The organism is Mycobacterium sp. MAA66, assembly GCF_041261665.1.
Taxonomy (GTDB): Bacteria; Actinomycetota; Actinomycetes; order Mycobacteriales; family Mycobacteriaceae; genus Mycobacterium.
Genome location: NZ_JBGCCC010000013.1, coordinates 40,215 through 55,224, shown reverse-complemented (window position 1 = coordinate 55,224; position 15,010 = coordinate 40,215). Strand labels below are relative to the sequence as shown.

Here is a 15,010-nt window from a genome sequence, read left to right as displayed (position 1 = left end):
GATCTACCTCACTGACGTTGTCGGCGCACTATACAAGTGTATAGTGAACTAGTCGTCTGTATAGTACGCTGATCCGGCGGACACCAGGAGGTGCGATGCCAAGCACACCGGTGCCACAGGACGACCTCACCGCGAAAGCGCGCATCCGCAACACCGCCCTCACTCTCTACGCAAAGCACGGCGAAGATCGAATATCACTGCGCGCCATAGCATCCGAGGCAGGAGTCACTGTCGGATTGGTGCAGCACCACTTCAAGACCAAGGCCGGACTACGCGAAGCGGTGGATCAATTGGTGGCGGATCATTTCGCCAACGCGCTGGCCGCAGTCCCCGCCAACGCATCCACCGCAGTGCGCGACGAGGCGGTCCGGACCATGCTCCGGGCCAACCCCGCGGTCGTCGCCTACGTGCGCCGGGCACTGCTGGAACCCGGCGCCCCGACCAGTCACCTGCTCGACGTGCTCATCGAATTGACCCAGCAGGAGGTCAGGACGGCGCGCAAGGCTGGTCGCGCCTCGACCGCCCGTCGCGAGCACACCCAGGTGATTGCGGTGCTGGCCCGGCAGATGGGCGAACTGCTGTTGGCGCCTATGGTCGACGCCGTGTGGGAAAGAGTGGCACCGCGCACGAAAGCGCCGCGGCTGCGGGTAACGGTCGACGAGGGGCGGGCATGACGGTCACGGTCGACGAGATCGAGGTCGCCGATCCCGCGGAGGCCTGGGGGCAAGCCGGATTCAGCGTCGGTCTCGACGATGTCTGCAGCATCGGCGGCGTTCGCGTCCGATTGGTCGGACCCGAACGCGGGACGGGCATCGTCGGATGGTCCTTGCGTGGCCTGGCGGTGCGCGGACCGCTCGACGGCATCCCGACGAGGCAGTCGGACACGGTCGCCGGCCCGCCGGCCACTCACCCGAACGGTGTCATCGCCATCGACCACGTCGTGCTGCTGTCACCCGATCTGGAGCGGACCGTCTCAGCGCTGATCGCCGTCGGTGTGGATCCGCGCCGGGAGCGCGACGGTGAACTCGGCGGACGGCCGATCCGGCAGATCTTCTTCCGGTTGGGCGAGGTGATCCTGGAGGTCGTCGGCTCGCCGGGCGTCACCGGCGAGGGGCCGTCCTCACTGTGGGGTCTGACCTATCTGGTCTCGGATATCGATGCGACTGCGGCGTTCTTCGGTGACCGCACCGCACCGGTCAAACCTGCGGTGCAGCCGGCGCGCCGGATCACGACACTCCGGCATCGCGAGCTCGGGATGTCGGTCCGGACCGCCATGATCTCTGTACCGATTCCCCGGTCGCCCCGCTCCTGCCCGCCGCCACCTATTCTCGGCGCATGAGCGACGACATCGTGGTCATCCACACCGACGGCGGGTGCCGGCCGAACCCGGGCCCCGGCGGTTGGGGGGCGGTACTGCGCCAGCGTCAGCACGTCCGCGAGATGTTCGGCGGCGAGCCCGGCGAGACGAGCAACAACCGCATGGAGTTGACCGCGCCGATCATGGCCCTGGAAGCGCTGACTCGGCCCGTCGTGGTGCACCTGCACACCGACAGCACCTATGTCCGCAACGGCATCACCAAGTGGGTACTCGGCTGGGAACGCAATGGCTGGCTGACCGCGGCCAAGCAGCCGGTGAAGAACGTCGACCTGTGGAAGCGGCTGCAGACAGCCTGCGCTCGCCACGAAGTCGAATGGTTCTGGGTGAAGGGACACGCGGGTGTCGCCGACAACGAGTTGGCCGACCAGCTGGCGACCCGAGGGCTGGAAGAAGCCGTCGCCGCGGGCAAGTAGGAACGACTGAGCTCACTCCCAGACGACGTCAGCGGGTGACTTGTCCGGTCTCAGACCACGCCAACTGGGCTGGCGCAAGCGACTGTCCGCCGTGCGCTCGCTATACCGCACCTCCCCCACCAGTTGAGGCCACACAAACGTCGCACCTTTGGCGTCCAACGTGGAAAGTGGTGCAGTGAAGGGTGATTCGTTGGTCTCCAGCGGTTTCAGTGCGGCCCGCAGATCCCCGAGCATCCTGTCGGTGAACCCGGTCCCCACTCTCCCGACGAACTGCAGGCCGCCATCGGCCGGCACCCCCACCAGCAAGGCACCGATACCGCTGGTGCGACCACCTTCGCCGGCCCGCCAACCACCGATCACCACTTCCTGGGTACGCCAGAGCTTGTCCTTGATCCATGACGCGTGGCGCCCGGAGGCGTAGCCGGACTCCCATCTCTTGGCCACCACGCCTTCGAGTCCATGCTCGCGTGCGTAGTCCAGCGGCGACTGGACTGCAAGCAGGTGCGGCACGGTCAACCCGCCACCGGAGGCCAATGTTTCCAACAACTTTCGACGATCCCGGTAGGTTGCGCGCAACAGTGAGTGCCCATCCAGCTCCAAGATGTCGAAAGCCCAGAATTCGATGTGGGTCCGAGGACCACGGTTCTGCATCGCACCGAAGCTGGGCACACCGTCCACCAGGGCGACCACCTCGCCATCGAGAACCACTTGATGGTCGGCAAGATCTGCTGCCAACGAACGCAATTCGGGGAATTCAACGGTGACGTCCCGGCCGCTGCGGGCCCGTAATGTCAATGCTCCGTGATCAGCCTCGACCAGCAAGCGGTATCCGTCCCACTTGCCTTCGAACGCCCATTCATCGGCGCTGAGCCCCGCCACCGAACCGTGAGTCGCCAACATCGGTTGCAGTTGTTGTGCTTTCATCCGGTGCGCCAGCCAGTTCTTGCCATCGGTCTGGATCAGCGCGTACCGGCCCGAGATCTTTGTACCGTGCAGGTTCACGATCACCTCGCCGCGCTCGCCGGTATCGCGAAACTTCTCGGTGTCGTAGGTGCCGGAATCCCAGATCGAAACGCGCCCACCGCCGTATTCGCCTTTGGGTATCTCACCTTCGAACGAGGCATATGCCAGCGGGTGGTCTTCGGTGTGCACGGCCAAGTGGTTGACCGAGGCATCCTGCGGCAGGTTCTTGGGTACCGCCCAACTCACCAGGACGCCATCGCGTTCCAGTCGGAAGTCGTAGTGCAACCGAGTGGCGTGATGTTCCTGGATGACGAACGTATTGCCCGACCCCGGTACCGGCCGCGCCGCGGGAACAGGCTCCGGCGTCTTGGCCGGATCCCTCATCCCGCGGTAGACGGTCAACTTGTCTGCTACAGGCAGATTTTCGTCCAGAGCAGCGAGCAGATCACCGTCGCGGTCCAACCGCGCCAACACCTCATCGAACCGCAGTTGACCGAGATCCGGGTCATCGAGCTCGTCCCACGTCCGTGGTGCCGCGACCGTCGGCTCATCACGCCCACGCAGTGAGTACGGCGCGACCGTCGTCTTGGCTGCACTGTTCTGACTCCAATCCAGAAACACCTTGCCGGCCCGGGCGCTGCGTGTCATGGTCGCGGTGACCAATCCGCCCATCGACGATTCGAGTTGCTGGGCAACACGTTTGGCTACCGCCGACGCCCCACGCGAACTGACCGGCGTAGCCAGTGGCACATATAGATGCAGGCCCTTGCTGCCACTGGTGAGTGGATAGGTGGCCAACTCCAGGTCGGCCATGAGGACGCGGACGGCGCGGGCCACCACACACAGCTGGGCCATCGTGATGTCCTCGCCCGGGTCGAGGTCGAACACGATGCGGGTGGCGGGCCCTGCGGTCAGCCCATGATCGAAACGCCATTGCGGTACATGCACTTCCAGTGCCGCCTGCTGAGCGATCCAGGCCAGCGCCTCGGTGGTCTCGATGATCGGGTAGACCGTGGTGCCGGATCGGTGGGTGATCGACGCCCTCGGCAACCAGTCCGGCGCCGAGGACGCCAGATGCTTCTCGAAGAACGGTTCCTGCGCAACGCCATTGGGCCAGCGGGTGCGGGTGACCGGGCGTCCGGCGATATGCGGCAGCATGGCGTCAGCGACGGCCAGGTAGTAGTCGAAGACCTGGGCTTTGGTCGTACCGGTGGCCGGGTAGAGCACTTTGTCGGCGTTGCTCAGCCGCACCCGCCCGAATTGCCGCACCGCTCAAGTATCGCGCCGATGTGGGCCATACTGGGGTAATGCGGTCCATCTGGAAGGGATCAGTCGCCTTCGGACTGGTCAATGTGCCGGTCAAGGTCTACAGCGCCACCGAAGACCACGACATCAAGTTCCACCAGGTGCATGCGAAGGACGGCGGCCGGATTCGATACAAGCGGGTGTGCGAGATCTGCGGTGAGGTGGTCGAGTTCCGCGACATCGCCCGGTCCTTCGAATCCGAGGACGGCCAAACCGTGGTGATCACCGACGAAGACATCGCGACGCTGCCCGAAGAGCGCAGTCGCGAGATCGAGGTGATCGAATTCGTGCCGGCCGACCAGATCGATCCGCTGATGTACGACCGGAGTTACTTCCTGGAGCCGGATTCGAAGTCGTCGAAGTCCTACGTGCTGCTGGCCCAGACGCTGGCGCAAACCGATCGGGTGGCGATCGTGCATTTCTCACTGCGCAACAAGACCCGGCTTGCGGCATTGCGGGTCAAGGACTTCGGCAAGCGCAATGTGATGATCGTGCACACACTGCTGTGGCCCGACGAGATCCGTGATCCCGATTTCCCGGTGCTGGACAACGAGGTTCAGATCAAGGACGTCGAGCTCAAGATGGCCGGCCAGGTGGTCGACTCGATGACCGAGGACTTCCACCCCGAGCAGTTCCACGACACCTACCGCGACCAGATGCACGAGTTGATCCAGGCGAAAATCGATGGCGGAGAAGCCTTCACCGCCGAAGGTGCGGTCGCCGACTTGGACGGCACCGAAGACGTGTCCGACCTGCTGGCCAAGCTCGAAGCCAGTGTGAAGGCGCGGCGCGGCGAGAGCTGATCCGCCGGGCGGCCGCAGTACGCCGAGTTCGACATGTGGGCCGTTTTTGTCTCGCGCTCCGCGGGCCGTTTGTCCATTCGGACTGAACCGAGCACTCAATTAGAACGTGTTCTAGAAAGCCGCCCACACGGCCCGTCAATCTTGCTAGCGTGGCGACAACGACGGCAAAGGGGCACACGTGATTCTGGACAGATTCCGACTCGACGATCAGGTTGCCGTGGTCACCGGCGCAGGCCGAGGGCTCGGTGCCGCGATCGCGCTGGCATTCGCGGAAGCCGGTGCGGACGTGGTGATAGCCGCTCGCACCGAGGCCCAGCTGCAGGAGGTCAAGGCGCAGATCGAGCAGGTCGGGCGCCGTGCCCACATCGTCGTCGCCGACCTGGCCCATCCCGACGAAACGGCCAAGCTCGCCGGCGAGGCCGCGGCCGCATTCGGGAAACTAGACATCGTCGTCAACAACGTCGGGGGCACCATGCCCGGCCCGTTGATGAACACTTCGCCGAAGGACCTCAAAGACGCCTTCACCTTCAACGTGGCCACGGCGCATGCGCTGACCCAAGCGGCGGTCCCGTTGATGCTGGAGCACTCCGGCGGCGGCAGCGTCATCAACATCACCTCGACCATGGGCCGGGTGGCGGGCCGCGGATTCGCCGCCTACGGCACCGCCAAAGCAGCACTGGCGCATTACACGCGCCTTGCCGCGCTCGACCTGTGCCCGAAGATCCGGGTCAACGCGATCGCCCCGGGTTCGATCCTGACCTCGGCGCTGGACATCGTGGCCTCCAACGACGCACTGCGCGAGCCGATGGAGAAGGCCACCCCGATGCGGCGCCTCGGCGACCCGCAAGACATCGCCGCCGCGGCCATATATCTGGCCTCTCCGGCGGGCGCCTACCTCACCGGCAAGGTCCTCGAGGTCGACGGCGGCATCACCTTCCCGAACCTGGACCTACCCCTTCCCGACCTGTGAGGAACACCGTGCCAATCAAAGTTGCAGCAGTCGGAACCGGCAATGTCGGTCGCCACGCTCTGACCCAGCTGATCACCAACCCCGGCTACGAGCTGACGGGCGTCTGGGTGTCCTCGCCCACGAAAGCCGGCAAAGACGCTGGAGAGCTTGCCGGACTCGATGTGTCGACCGGCATCACAGCGACCACCGACCTCGATGAGATCCTGGCCGGCAAGCCGGACTGCGTGGTCTACACCGCAATGGCCGACAACCGCCTGCCCGACGCCCTCGAGGATTACCGGCGCATCCTGGCCGCGGGAGTCAACGTGGTGGGTAGCTCAGCGGTGTTCCTGCAGTACCCGTGGCAGGTGTTGCCCGCCGAGTTGATCGCCCCGATCGAGCAAGCCGCCCTGGAGGGATCTTCGAGCATATTCATCAATGGCATCGACCCCGGGTTCGCCAATGATCTTCTGCCCCTTGCTCTTGCGGGCACGTGCCAGAGCATCGAGCAGATCCGGTGCATGGAGATCGTCGACTACGCCACCTATGACAGCGCCACGGTGATGTTCGACGTGATGGGTTTCGGCAAGCCGCTCGACGAGCTGCCGATGCTGCTGCAGCCCGGCGTGCTGAGCCTGGCCTGGGGTTCGGTGGTTCGCCAATTGGCCGCCGGCCTGGGCCTTGAACTCGACGAGGTCAGCGAGACCCACGTCCGGGTGCCCGCGCCGGAGGCGTTCGATATCGCGTCCGGACATATCCCCGAAGGCACCACAGCCGCAATGCGTTTCGAAGTTCGAGGGATGAAGGACGGACACCCGGCCGTAGTGCTGGAGCACGTCACCCGGCTACGCGACGACCTGTGCCCGGACTGGCCGCAACCGGCCCAGGAAGGCGGTTCGTACCGGGTCGAGGTGACCGGCGAACCGTCGTACGCCCTTGATCTGTGCCTGAGCAGCCGCAAAGGCGATCACAACCACGCCGGGCTGGTCGCCACCGCGGCGCGGGTGGTCAACGCCGTGGCGGCTGTCGTCGCCGCCGAACCGGGGATCCGGACTTCGTTGGACTTGCCGTTGATCACCGGGAAGGGGCTGTACGCGGCCCCGCAATAGCGCGAAACTTGACGTGTCAGAGAAGCCAACCGTCGGGGGCCGCCATGCGCACCGTAATGGGCCTACTACTCGCCAGTGCCACGAGCGTGGGTATCGCGCTGGCACCGGCCACCTCGGCCGAACAGACCTGCACCAACGTCGGCGGTGGTTACGGCACCGCGACGCTGTGCCAATCACCCGGAAACGCCCAACTCAACGCCTCGCCGCCCGACACCGGGCCGGTGTATCCATACCCGTGGGATGACGAATACTGGGGACCCGCCCTGGTGATCGGCGGGAACAACAACGGCGGCGGGGGCTGGCACCCCGGCCATCACTGACCGGCAGGAGAACGGCCGTGAACGACATGCTGGTTGCCGCACGCGCAGCAGGGGCACCGATCGAGCAGGCCGTCGCGGTGTTCATGCTGCACCCCGAAACCTTCGGCGCCAGCATCGCAGCGGGCTACCAGAACCCGCTGGCGGGGTATGTGGCCGGGCGCGGCGGTGTACTGGGTGACGCCACCGGAGCTGCCGTCAGTTCGGTATTCGTGGTGTTCGAACCCACCGGCCTGGCGGCCCTGTGGGATGAGGGCGTCGCGGTGCACGGAGCGGCCGGAGCAGCGGAGATCTACTGGCAGCAGGCCGCCGACTTCGCGCGCAAACACCTCGCCGGCGCCGACGGCCTGGACCGCATCGCCGCGCTGGGTGAGAAGGTCATCGCGTCAGCTCCTTGCGCAGGGGCACCGCTGTTCACCGGCTGGCGCGGCATGCCATTGGCCGACGATGCGCCGGCCCGGGCATTGCAGGTGATGTTCATCCTGCGCGAGTTGCGGGCCGGCGTACATTTCAACGCACTGACGGTCTCGGGTATCGCCCCGATCGAAGCGCACATGCTCAACAAGGGGCCCGAATACGCCGCGATGTTCGGCTGGCCCGAGCCCTACGCGGACGGTCTGGACAAGAAGGGCCGTTACGCCGACGTGGAGCAGGCCACCAATCGCCGGATGGCCGAGCTGTTCGCCGCTGCCCTCGACCAAGACGAAGCCGACGAGCTGGCCCGGTTGACCGACGCCGCCCTGACGACACTGAGGGCCAACCTGAAGGGCTGACCCCAGCCGGGCACCATTGCCACTCGACCGAGATTTCGGCTAACCTAACTTTTCTATTCGCACTACCGGATAGAGAGTGGATCTGTTGTTGACCGATACCCGGGCACCGTCACGCCCCAGCTGGTCGCTGCTCGGACCTGCCTTCGTCGCGGCCATCGCCTACGTCGACCCTGGCAATGTCGCGGCCAATGTCAGTGCGGGCGCCAAGTTCGGCTACCTGCTCGTGTGGGTCATCCTGCTGGCCAACGTCATGGCGGGCTTGGTGCAGTACCTATCGGCCAAGTTGGGCCTGACCACGGGCCGCTCACTGCCCGAACTGATGGCCGCGAACAGTCGTACGCCCACCCGGATCGCGTTCTGGGTGCAGGCCGAATTGGTCGCCATCGCAACCGATCTCGCCGAAGTGGTGGGTGGCGCAATCGCCCTGCAGCTGTTGTTCCATTTGCCGATGCTGGTAGGCGGCGTGATCACCGCAGTGGTCTCCATGGCGCTGCTGTCCATCCAGAATCGCGGCGGCCAGCGCGCCTTCGAGCGAGTCATCGGCGGTCTACTGCTGATCATCACCGTCGGATTCTTGGCCAGCCTGGTCGTCGACCCACCGGCGGCCGGCGACGTGCTAGGCGGGATGGTGCCGCGCTTCGACGGTGCCGAAAGCGTGTTACTGGCCACCGCCATCTTGGGTGCCACGGTCATGCCACACGTCGTGTACCTGCATTCGGGGCTGGCCCGCGATCGACACGGACGGCCCGAATGCGGTGCACCGCTTCGACGGATGCTGCGGATTACCCGCTACGACGTGGGCCTGGCGATGGTGATCGCCGGCGCGGTGAACCTGGCGATGCTGCTGGTCGCCGCGACCAATTTGCAGGGCGTCGACGGCACCGACACCATCGAGGGTGCGCACGCAGCGGTCCGCAATGCTTTGGGCCCGACGGTCGCACTGCTGTTCGCCATCGGGCTGCTGGCGTCGGGACTGGCATCCTCGTCGGTCGGCGCCTACGCCGGCGCGATGATCATGCAAGGCCTACTCAACCGGACCTACCCGCTGCTCTTGCGCCGTGCCGTGACGGTATTGCCGGCACTGGTGGTGCTGGCAGTCGGTTTCGACCCGACCCGCGCCCTGGTGATGTCGCAGGTGGTGTTGTCATTCGGCATCCCGTTCGCCCTGATTCCGTTGGTTCGGCTGACCAGCAACCGTGCGGTGATGGGCGACAATATCAACCACAGACTCGTTACAGCCCTCGGATGGGTTGTGGCGGTGGTCATTTCGGCGCTGAACGTGGTGTTGATCTACCTGACCGCAAAGGGGTAGTCCACCGGCCGAGAAATCCGTAGTGTCGTGAGCATGGCTAAGGATTTTCGATTCGGTTTGAGCCTGCGCAGCACCGGCAGCCGGGCGGCTGTTCAAGACGCGGCGCAGCGCGGTGAGGCACTCGGCTACGACGTGCTGCTGGTACCCGACCACCTCGGTGCGCCCGCACCGTTCCCGGTGCTGGCCACGGCCGCAGCGGCAACCGACACCATGCATCTCGGCACCTTCGTGTTCAATGCATGCTTCTACAAGCCGGCGCTGTTGGCGCGTGACATCGCGGCCATGCAGAAACTGACCGACGGCCGCTTCGAAACCGGCTTGGGCGCCGGATATGTGCGCGAGGAATTCGACGCTGCCGAACTACCTTTCCCCAGCGCCGGTCAGCGGGTCGAGTACATGGCCCATGTCACCAGCTACCTGCGGACTCAGCTGCCCGAGGTGCCGGTGATGATCGCCGGCGCCGGCGACAAGCTGCTGACCGTGGCCGCGACGCACGCACAGATCATCGGGTTGACCGGCGGCCGTCCGACGACGGAGAACCCGGACCCGCTGGCCGAACGAATCTCGTTCGTACGCAACGCGGCCGGCGCACGCTTCGATGAACTGGAACTGAACCTGGCGATCACTGCCGTACCCATCGACGGCTCGGGCATCCCCGATCTGTCCATCACCCGGCGCTTCCTGCCGGATCTCAGCGATGCGGAACTGCTGAAGACGCCGGGCGTGCTCAGCGGCGGAACTGCTGACATCGCCGACCGGGTCCGGCAATTGCGTGACGAGTACGGGATCAGCTACATAATCGTGCAGCAGCAGCACGCCGATACCTTTGCGAAGGTTATCGCCGAACTGCGCTGACCGGCGCTACCATCGCTTGATGCGGTGTCGCGCGAGATTTGGGGCTGGCGTCGCCATTGTGCTGGGCGGGTGCGCGGCCGCCCATTTCAGCGATTTCTCCCCGGTGAATACCGCTGCGGCACAACCGCAGTTGACGCCGTGCGCGAGCGTCCCGATCGACTATCAGCGACCGCTGCAAGATCAACACATCCACTGCGGCCTGATCGTCAACGACCATGTGGCCATCGATGTTTCCAGCGACCCTGCGTGGTCGATGCAAGTCCGCACCGATGGCACACCGACGCAACAGTTCACCGAGCCGACGACCCAGGCCGGTGAGAGCGGTGAGGCGCCGGTGCTTGCCGACATCGACCACAGCGGTGTGCCGGTGCTGCTGGTCATCACCGACCGGGGCGGATCCGGCGGTGAGCCGATGGCGGTATGGAAGATGTCAGGCCCGCCAACGCATTTCGTACGTGCCGGCGAGCTGTTCGGATTCCAGCAGTTCTATCGCACCCCCGAAGGACTGTTCGGCAACTACGCCCACTCCAGTGCCGATTCCGGCGACGTGACCCTGTACCGGTGGGACGCTGACAGATTGGCGAAGGTCGTCGACCTGGAGGTGCAAGCCAGCGGCAGCCGGGCGGACGTATCGAGTGAGCCTGCGGGACCGTGGGTACACAACGGAAACACCGATTGCCGGGCGCAGGGCGACGATGCCGTCATGCGCACGGCGGGCATCGATCCCGCCACCGCAAGCCAACAGCTTTGCACCCAGGCCTGGGTCGGCTCGATCTACCAACAACATTGAGCCCATCCTGAACGGTTGTGGGTGCTGCACGCGGGTCGGGTAGTTGCCCAGGCGCCGCGGCGTTCGACGACAGACTAGAAACCAATAGCAAAACCGACGGCCGGGAATCGTCCTGTGCGGACTGACTCCCGGCCGTCGGTTTGTGTTGTTCAGTTGCCCGAGCCGACCTCACCGGAGGTCTGCAACACCGTCGCAACCGGGGCCGAACCCAGCTTCTGGGCGACGAAATCGGCTGCCTGGTCCGCCATTCCGTTGAACTTGTAGGAGCTGTGCGCGGCCCGGTTCAGTCCTCCGGGGAAGCAGACCGGGTCACCGGCGGCGCACAACTGCAGGGTCTTGCCGACGTACGGCGCTCCGATGACGATGGGCGGAGCGGAGCTGTCCGCCAGGTTCAGCACCCAGCTGCTGGGGGTACCGAACAGCACGACTGCGGCGACGTGTGAGGCGATCGAAGCGGGCATGGGGCCGGTGATCCCGGCGGGCAGAGTGAACCCGGCGGGCACAGTGCTGGCGGTGGTGTAGCCGGCCACTGCCGCACCCTGAGAGTAACCCCCGATGACGATCTTGGTGGCGGGGCAAGTCGCGGCGATCGACTGAATCCGGTTGCTGGCATCTGCGACTCCAGCGGCGGCCTGACCGAAGTCCAACGACGCCGGGTAGTTCACCGCGTAGACGTCGACGTTCTTGCCGGGCAGTCGGGCGTTGAGTGAATCGACAAACGCTTGGCCGGTGTCCCCGACGCCGGGCGCCTCGAAGGTACCTCGGGCGAACACGACTTCGACGTTGGCACAGGAGTCGTCCGCGGCATTGGCCGACGCGGTCGGAGCGACGATGGTGATCATCGTCAGCGCCGTGAAGACCGCAGCCAACGCTGCCTTCACCACACTGCCGGTTCCGGTCACCCGAGATTTCGTGGTGCTCATTGTTGGTTCCCCATCCCTGAGTTGTCTCTTGCCACCCGCATCCGTGACGAGTTGGCAACTGCCTGGTATAAGCCGTCTGCGGGCGCTGCGATTCCGAGCTGCGCGCGTGACGTAACCCACCCGGAATGTCACGTACGCACGGGAATTTCCGGACGGCCGGTCGGTGACGAGCGTTTCGTTCAAGACAGCCGATACCAGGTCATCCGACACTGGCGGACATGAGCGATGGCACCTTTACCCCGGCGCTCGGCCGCCTGGGGCCGGCCCGGTTCTTCGACGCCGTGGTAGCACTGAGCCGGGAACGGCTGTGGCGGTCGTTGGCCGTGGCGTACCTGGCACCGCGTCCCGATGACGTGATTGTCGATGTCGGTTGCGGCACTGGGACGTTGGCAGCGTTCATCAGCAGCGTCGAACCCCAGGCCGAGGTGATCGGCATCGATCCTGACCCCGAAATGCTGCGGGTTGCCCGACACAAGTTCCCCGACTCGGTGGTGCGATGGCACCAGGGTATGGGCGACGCCGTGGCTACCACCCTGGGTGCCGAGTCGGTGACCGCAGTGGTGTCGAGCCTGGTGCTGCACCAATGTCCGATCCCGGTGAAGGAAGCGATCCTCGCCTCGATGTTCACCGCGCTTCGATCTGGCGGACGCCTGGTGATCGCCGACTTCGGCGTTCAGCGAACCCTATTGATGCGTACCGCATTTCGGATCGTCCAGCTCGCTGACGGCAAGGCCGACACTCAACCGAATGCCGACGGGATAGTCCCGGAGCTGATCGCTGCTGCCGGTTTTCGTGACGTCCGCGAGGCGGCGGTGGTGTCTACCGTGACCGGCTCGATCTCGATCTACGTGGCCCGCAAGTAGGTGCCCCGCAGCGCCGGAAGCACAGCGGCCGGGGTGAGGCCGACCATCTCACGCATCTGCCGCGTCAGGTGCGCCTGGTCGGCAAAACCCGCGGCGAAAGCCGCGTCGGCCACCGATGCGCCCGACTGCACCGCGTCGACCGCCCGCCGCAGTCGGGACCAGATCCGCCAGCGGGTCAGCGGGATGCCCAGTTCGCGACGCGCCAGCGAACGCAGACGCTGGGGCGAAAGGCCCACTGCGGCAGCAACATCAGGCAGAGTAATGGTGTCCGCCTGAATCAGCTGCAGGGCGTCGACCAAGCGGGGGTCAAGGGCACGCGATGGGCCGCCGCCATCGGGGCCGATATCGCTTTCCCGGAGCTCGCAGAGGCTCGGAGCGACAGTGAGCCCGCTGCCACTGTCGCGGCGTAAACGATCGGCGAACGCACAATGCGGGTCGATGAAGTAGGTGAGCAACTGGGTGTGGGACAAGATCCGGTGCGGCACCATCGGCGGCACCAGCAGCGCCGCCCCCTGGTGCCGGGTGCCTGACGAATCCACCATCGCGACCTCGCCGTTTCCGGCTATCACGATCTGAAAGGCAGCATGCCGGTGCCCAGGGCCGTCTGCGCCCACCGGACCTCGGTACACCGCGTAGCCGTCACGCACGGCGAATGAGGGGGTCGGGTACATCTGAGCTGGCACACCCCTGACCCTGCCAGCATCAGGCCGCCGGCCGCCAGTGCCTTCATCTCCGACCGTGCACACCGGTCGTCCTACCGTGGTAGGACTCCGAGATCACCCCGCGGCACGATGTGGCACACCCGTCCCGTTTCGTACTTTTGGACCATGATCACACCAGGAATCGGCCGGTCATGACCGGCGCCGTCATGGGATGGGCAATTCCCATACCGCACAGCAACATTGGCAGTCGATGGCGGGCATTGATGGCCGCCATCGCCGACGCGAACCAGCGGCGGCAATCCCGCCCGAGGCGCACCAAGAAACCCTTCTACCCGGGCCACCGCGAGCCGATGTTCGAGGAAGCGGCCATGCAGCGCGAAATGTACCGCTTGTGACCGTTCTCGCACCAACACCGAATTGAGCCGCCTCGTCCACGACGAGGCGGCTCAACTGCTTGTGCAAGGGCTTTCGCTAGTTCCGAACGGTGTGCGGCCTCAGGGCATCTGGCGGAATCTGGCCGAACTTACCCGCCTGGAAATCGTCGAAGGCCTCGATCAGCTCGGACTTCGAGTTCATCACGAACGGACCGTAGTGGAAGACCGGTTCACGTATCGGCCGCCCACCCAACAGCAAGACTTCCAGAGCCGGACGATTCGAATCCTGAGTTCCGGCTGCTGTGACCGTGATCCGATCACCCGGACCCAGCACGGCCAGCTGCCCCTGGTGGATCGGGTGACCGACCGGACCGACGGCACCCTGGCCCGACAGCACGTACACCAACGCATTGGACTGCCGATCCCAGGGCAAGTTCAGCTGAGCACCGGGTTCAATTGTCGCGTGCGCCATGGTGATCGGCGTATACGTCGCTCCGGGTCCGTGCTGGATCCCAGCTTCGGTGTCCAGCTCGCCGGCGATGACCCGGACCAACGCGCCACCGTCCTGCGATGACAGCAGCTTGACCTGGCCGGCCTCGATGGCCTGATACCGCGGGTCGGCGAACTTGTCCTTGCGCGGCAGGTTGACCCACAGCTGAATGCCGTGGAACAGGCCGCCGCTCTCGACCAATTCGGCGGGCGGCGTTTCGATGTGCAGGATGCCCGAACCGGCAGTCATCCACTGGGTGGCGCCGTCGGTGATCAGACCTCCGCCTCCGTGCGAATCCTGGTGGGCGAAGCGGCCATCGAGCATGTAGGTCACGGTCTCGAAGCCGCGGTGCGGGTGCCAGTCGGTGCCCTTGGGCTGGCCGGGTTCGTAGTCGACCTCACCCATCTGGTCCATGTGCACGAAGGGATCGAGTTCGGCCGCGCTGACGCCGGCGAAGGCACGCACCACCGGGAAGCCCTCACCTTCATAGCCACGCGGGCCAGTGGTGATGGAACGCACGGGGCGCTCGGTGTCGGAGGGGGTGGCTGCCGCGATCCGCGGCAGATTCAAAGTGTCGGCAGTAATAGCAGGCATATGAGACTTAACCGGACTATGGTCCGATTAATTCCGAATTGGCGTCCACCACGCCGGGCCCAGATCCTCGCCAACGGCCGACCAACGACCCGAGTTGGGCTTTTTCGTACACATAAGACCAGTTACAGCAATCACCT

17 protein-coding genes are annotated in these 15,010 nt (G+C 65.3%); 13 read left to right on the top strand and 4 right to left on the bottom strand.

The genetic code is table 11. From position 1 onward, the window contains the following. Positions 1 to 95 precede the first annotated feature (95 nt). From ABIA30_RS25130 to rnhA, 3 genes are read left to right on the top strand one after another with little or no spacing between them, the layout of a single operon-like run. Positions 96 to 674 carry a TetR/AcrR family transcriptional regulator gene (locus ABIA30_RS25130; RefSeq protein WP_370070493.1) on the top strand — a complete coding sequence of 193 codons (579 nt, stop codon included), beginning with the start codon at positions 96 to 98 and terminating at the stop codon, positions 672 to 674. After that, complete coding sequence (locus ABIA30_RS25125; protein WP_370070491.1) at positions 671 to 1,339, top strand: glyoxalase; 669 nt, start codon at positions 671 to 673, stop codon at positions 1,337 to 1,339. Before ABIA30_RS25130 ends, ABIA30_RS25125 begins: the two co-directional genes overlap by 4 nt. After that, positions 1,336 to 1,791, top strand: a complete 456-nt coding sequence (gene rnhA / locus ABIA30_RS25120; RefSeq protein ID WP_370070489.1) for a ribonuclease HI — start codon at positions 1,336 to 1,338, stop codon at positions 1,789 to 1,791. The genes ABIA30_RS25125 and rnhA overlap by 4 nt, the downstream gene beginning before the upstream one ends. A gap of 12 nt (positions 1,792 to 1,803) precedes the next feature. Here rnhA and ligD read toward each other — a convergent pair whose 3' ends face one another. Next, positions 1,804 to 4,023: a non-homologous end-joining DNA ligase gene (ligD, locus tag ABIA30_RS25115; RefSeq protein WP_370070487.1), complete on the bottom strand. Its 2,220-nt coding sequence runs from the start codon at positions 4,021 to 4,023 to the stop codon at positions 1,804 to 1,806. Positions 4,024 to 4,061: 38 nt separating this feature from the next. On the opposite strand from ligD, the gene ABIA30_RS25110 reads away from it, so the two are divergent. The 8 genes from ABIA30_RS25110 to ABIA30_RS25075 all read left to right on the top strand — a co-directional run bounded on the left by ABIA30_RS25110 (position 4,062) and on the right by ABIA30_RS25075 (position 10,967). Continuing rightward, complete coding sequence (locus ABIA30_RS25110) at positions 4,062 to 4,862, top strand: Ku protein (protein WP_370070485.1); 801 nt, start codon at positions 4,062 to 4,064, stop codon at positions 4,860 to 4,862. A 178-nt stretch (positions 4,863 to 5,040) separates the two neighbouring features. Next, positions 5,041 to 5,832 carry an SDR family oxidoreductase gene (locus ABIA30_RS25105; RefSeq protein WP_370070483.1) on the top strand — a complete coding sequence of 264 codons (792 nt, stop codon included), beginning with the start codon at positions 5,041 to 5,043 and terminating at the stop codon, positions 5,830 to 5,832. 8 nt (positions 5,833 to 5,840) lie between these two features. Continuing rightward, positions 5,841 to 6,920 carry a diacylglycerol kinase gene (locus ABIA30_RS25100; protein WP_370070481.1) on the top strand — a complete coding sequence of 360 codons (1,080 nt, stop codon included), beginning with the start codon at positions 5,841 to 5,843 and terminating at the stop codon, positions 6,918 to 6,920. Positions 6,921 to 6,964: 44 nt separating this feature from the next. Next, positions 6,965 to 7,240: a hypothetical protein gene (locus ABIA30_RS25095; protein WP_370070479.1), complete on the top strand. Its 276-nt coding sequence runs from the start codon at positions 6,965 to 6,967 to the stop codon at positions 7,238 to 7,240. A gap of 26 nt (positions 7,241 to 7,266) precedes the next feature. Next, the gene (locus tag ABIA30_RS25090) at positions 7,267 to 8,010 is read left to right on the top strand and encodes an evbL (RefSeq protein WP_370070586.1); all 744 of its coding nucleotides are present in this window, start codon (positions 7,267 to 7,269) and stop codon (positions 8,008 to 8,010) included. Positions 8,011 to 8,092: 82 nt separating this feature from the next. Continuing rightward, positions 8,093 to 9,322, top strand: a complete 1,230-nt coding sequence (locus ABIA30_RS25085) for an Nramp family divalent metal transporter (protein WP_370070584.1) — start codon at positions 8,093 to 8,095, stop codon at positions 9,320 to 9,322. Positions 9,323 to 9,355: 33 nt separating this feature from the next. Next, the gene (locus tag ABIA30_RS25080) at positions 9,356 to 10,177 is read left to right on the top strand and encodes an LLM class F420-dependent oxidoreductase (RefSeq protein ID WP_370070477.1); all 822 of its coding nucleotides are present in this window, start codon (positions 9,356 to 9,358) and stop codon (positions 10,175 to 10,177) included. A 19-nt stretch (positions 10,178 to 10,196) separates the two neighbouring features. Next, positions 10,197 to 10,967: a hypothetical protein gene (locus tag ABIA30_RS25075; RefSeq protein WP_370070475.1), complete on the top strand. Its 771-nt coding sequence runs from the start codon at positions 10,197 to 10,199 to the stop codon at positions 10,965 to 10,967. 149 nt (positions 10,968 to 11,116) lie between these two features. On the opposite strand, the gene ABIA30_RS25070 is transcribed toward ABIA30_RS25075, so the two are convergent. Next, positions 11,117 to 11,890 carry a cutinase family protein gene (locus tag ABIA30_RS25070; protein WP_370070473.1) on the bottom strand — a complete coding sequence of 258 codons (774 nt, stop codon included), beginning with the start codon at positions 11,888 to 11,890 and terminating at the stop codon, positions 11,117 to 11,119. 218 nt (positions 11,891 to 12,108) lie between these two features. Between ABIA30_RS25070 and ABIA30_RS25065 the strand changes: the two genes are divergently transcribed. Continuing rightward, entirely contained in the window at positions 12,109 to 12,753 is a 645-nt protein-coding gene (locus ABIA30_RS25065; RefSeq protein ID WP_370070471.1) for a class I SAM-dependent methyltransferase, read from the top strand. On the opposite strand, the gene ABIA30_RS25060 is transcribed toward ABIA30_RS25065, so the two are convergent. Continuing rightward, positions 12,735 to 13,436, bottom strand: a complete 702-nt coding sequence (locus ABIA30_RS25060) for a helix-turn-helix domain-containing protein (protein ID WP_370070469.1) — start codon at positions 13,434 to 13,436, stop codon at positions 12,735 to 12,737. The two genes, ABIA30_RS25065 and ABIA30_RS25060, sit on opposite strands and share 19 nt — an antisense overlap. Before the next feature lie 170 nt (positions 13,437 to 13,606). On the opposite strand from ABIA30_RS25060, the gene ABIA30_RS25055 reads away from it, so the two are divergent. Then, on the top strand, positions 13,607 to 13,810 hold the full coding sequence (locus tag ABIA30_RS25055) for a hypothetical protein (RefSeq protein WP_370070467.1): 204 nt from the start codon (positions 13,607 to 13,609) through the stop codon (positions 13,808 to 13,810). Positions 13,811 to 13,886: 76 nt separating this feature from the next. On the opposite strand, the gene ABIA30_RS25050 is transcribed toward ABIA30_RS25055, so the two are convergent. After that, a complete protein-coding gene (locus ABIA30_RS25050) occupies positions 13,887 to 14,873 on the bottom strand; it encodes a pirin family protein (protein ID WP_370070465.1) in 987 nt (328 codons plus the stop codon). Positions 14,874 to 15,010 lie beyond the last annotated feature (137 nt).

Coding starts and splice junctions, on each gene's coding strand:
- ABIA30_RS25130 (WP_370070493.1), top strand. CDS start 96: ATGCCAAGCACACCGGTGCCACAGGACGACCTCACCGCGAAAGCGCGC.
- ABIA30_RS25125 (WP_370070491.1), top strand. CDS start 671: ATGACGGTCACGGTCGACGAGATCGAGGTCGCCGATCCCGCGGAGGCC.
- rnhA (WP_370070489.1), top strand. CDS start 1,336: ATGAGCGACGACATCGTGGTCATCCACACCGACGGCGGGTGCCGGCCG.
- ABIA30_RS25110 (WP_370070485.1), top strand. CDS start 4,062: ATGCGGTCCATCTGGAAGGGATCAGTCGCCTTCGGACTGGTCAATGTG.
- ABIA30_RS25095 (WP_370070479.1), top strand. CDS start 6,965: ATGCGCACCGTAATGGGCCTACTACTCGCCAGTGCCACGAGCGTGGGT.
- ABIA30_RS25090 (WP_370070586.1), top strand. CDS start 7,267: ATGCTGGTTGCCGCACGCGCAGCAGGGGCACCGATCGAGCAGGCCGTC.
- ABIA30_RS25080 (WP_370070477.1), top strand. CDS start 9,356: ATGGCTAAGGATTTTCGATTCGGTTTGAGCCTGCGCAGCACCGGCAGC.
- ABIA30_RS25075 (WP_370070475.1), top strand. CDS start 10,197: ATGCGGTGTCGCGCGAGATTTGGGGCTGGCGTCGCCATTGTGCTGGGC.
- ABIA30_RS25070 (WP_370070473.1), bottom strand. CDS start 11,890: ATGAGCACCACGAAATCTCGGGTGACCGGAACCGGCAGTGTGGTGAAG.
- ABIA30_RS25065 (WP_370070471.1), top strand. CDS start 12,109: ATGAGCGATGGCACCTTTACCCCGGCGCTCGGCCGCCTGGGGCCGGCC.
- ABIA30_RS25055 (WP_370070467.1), top strand. CDS start 13,607: ATGACCGGCGCCGTCATGGGATGGGCAATTCCCATACCGCACAGCAAC.
- ABIA30_RS25050 (WP_370070465.1), bottom strand. CDS start 14,873: ATGCCTGCTATTACTGCCGACACTTTGAATCTGCCGCGGATCGCGGCA.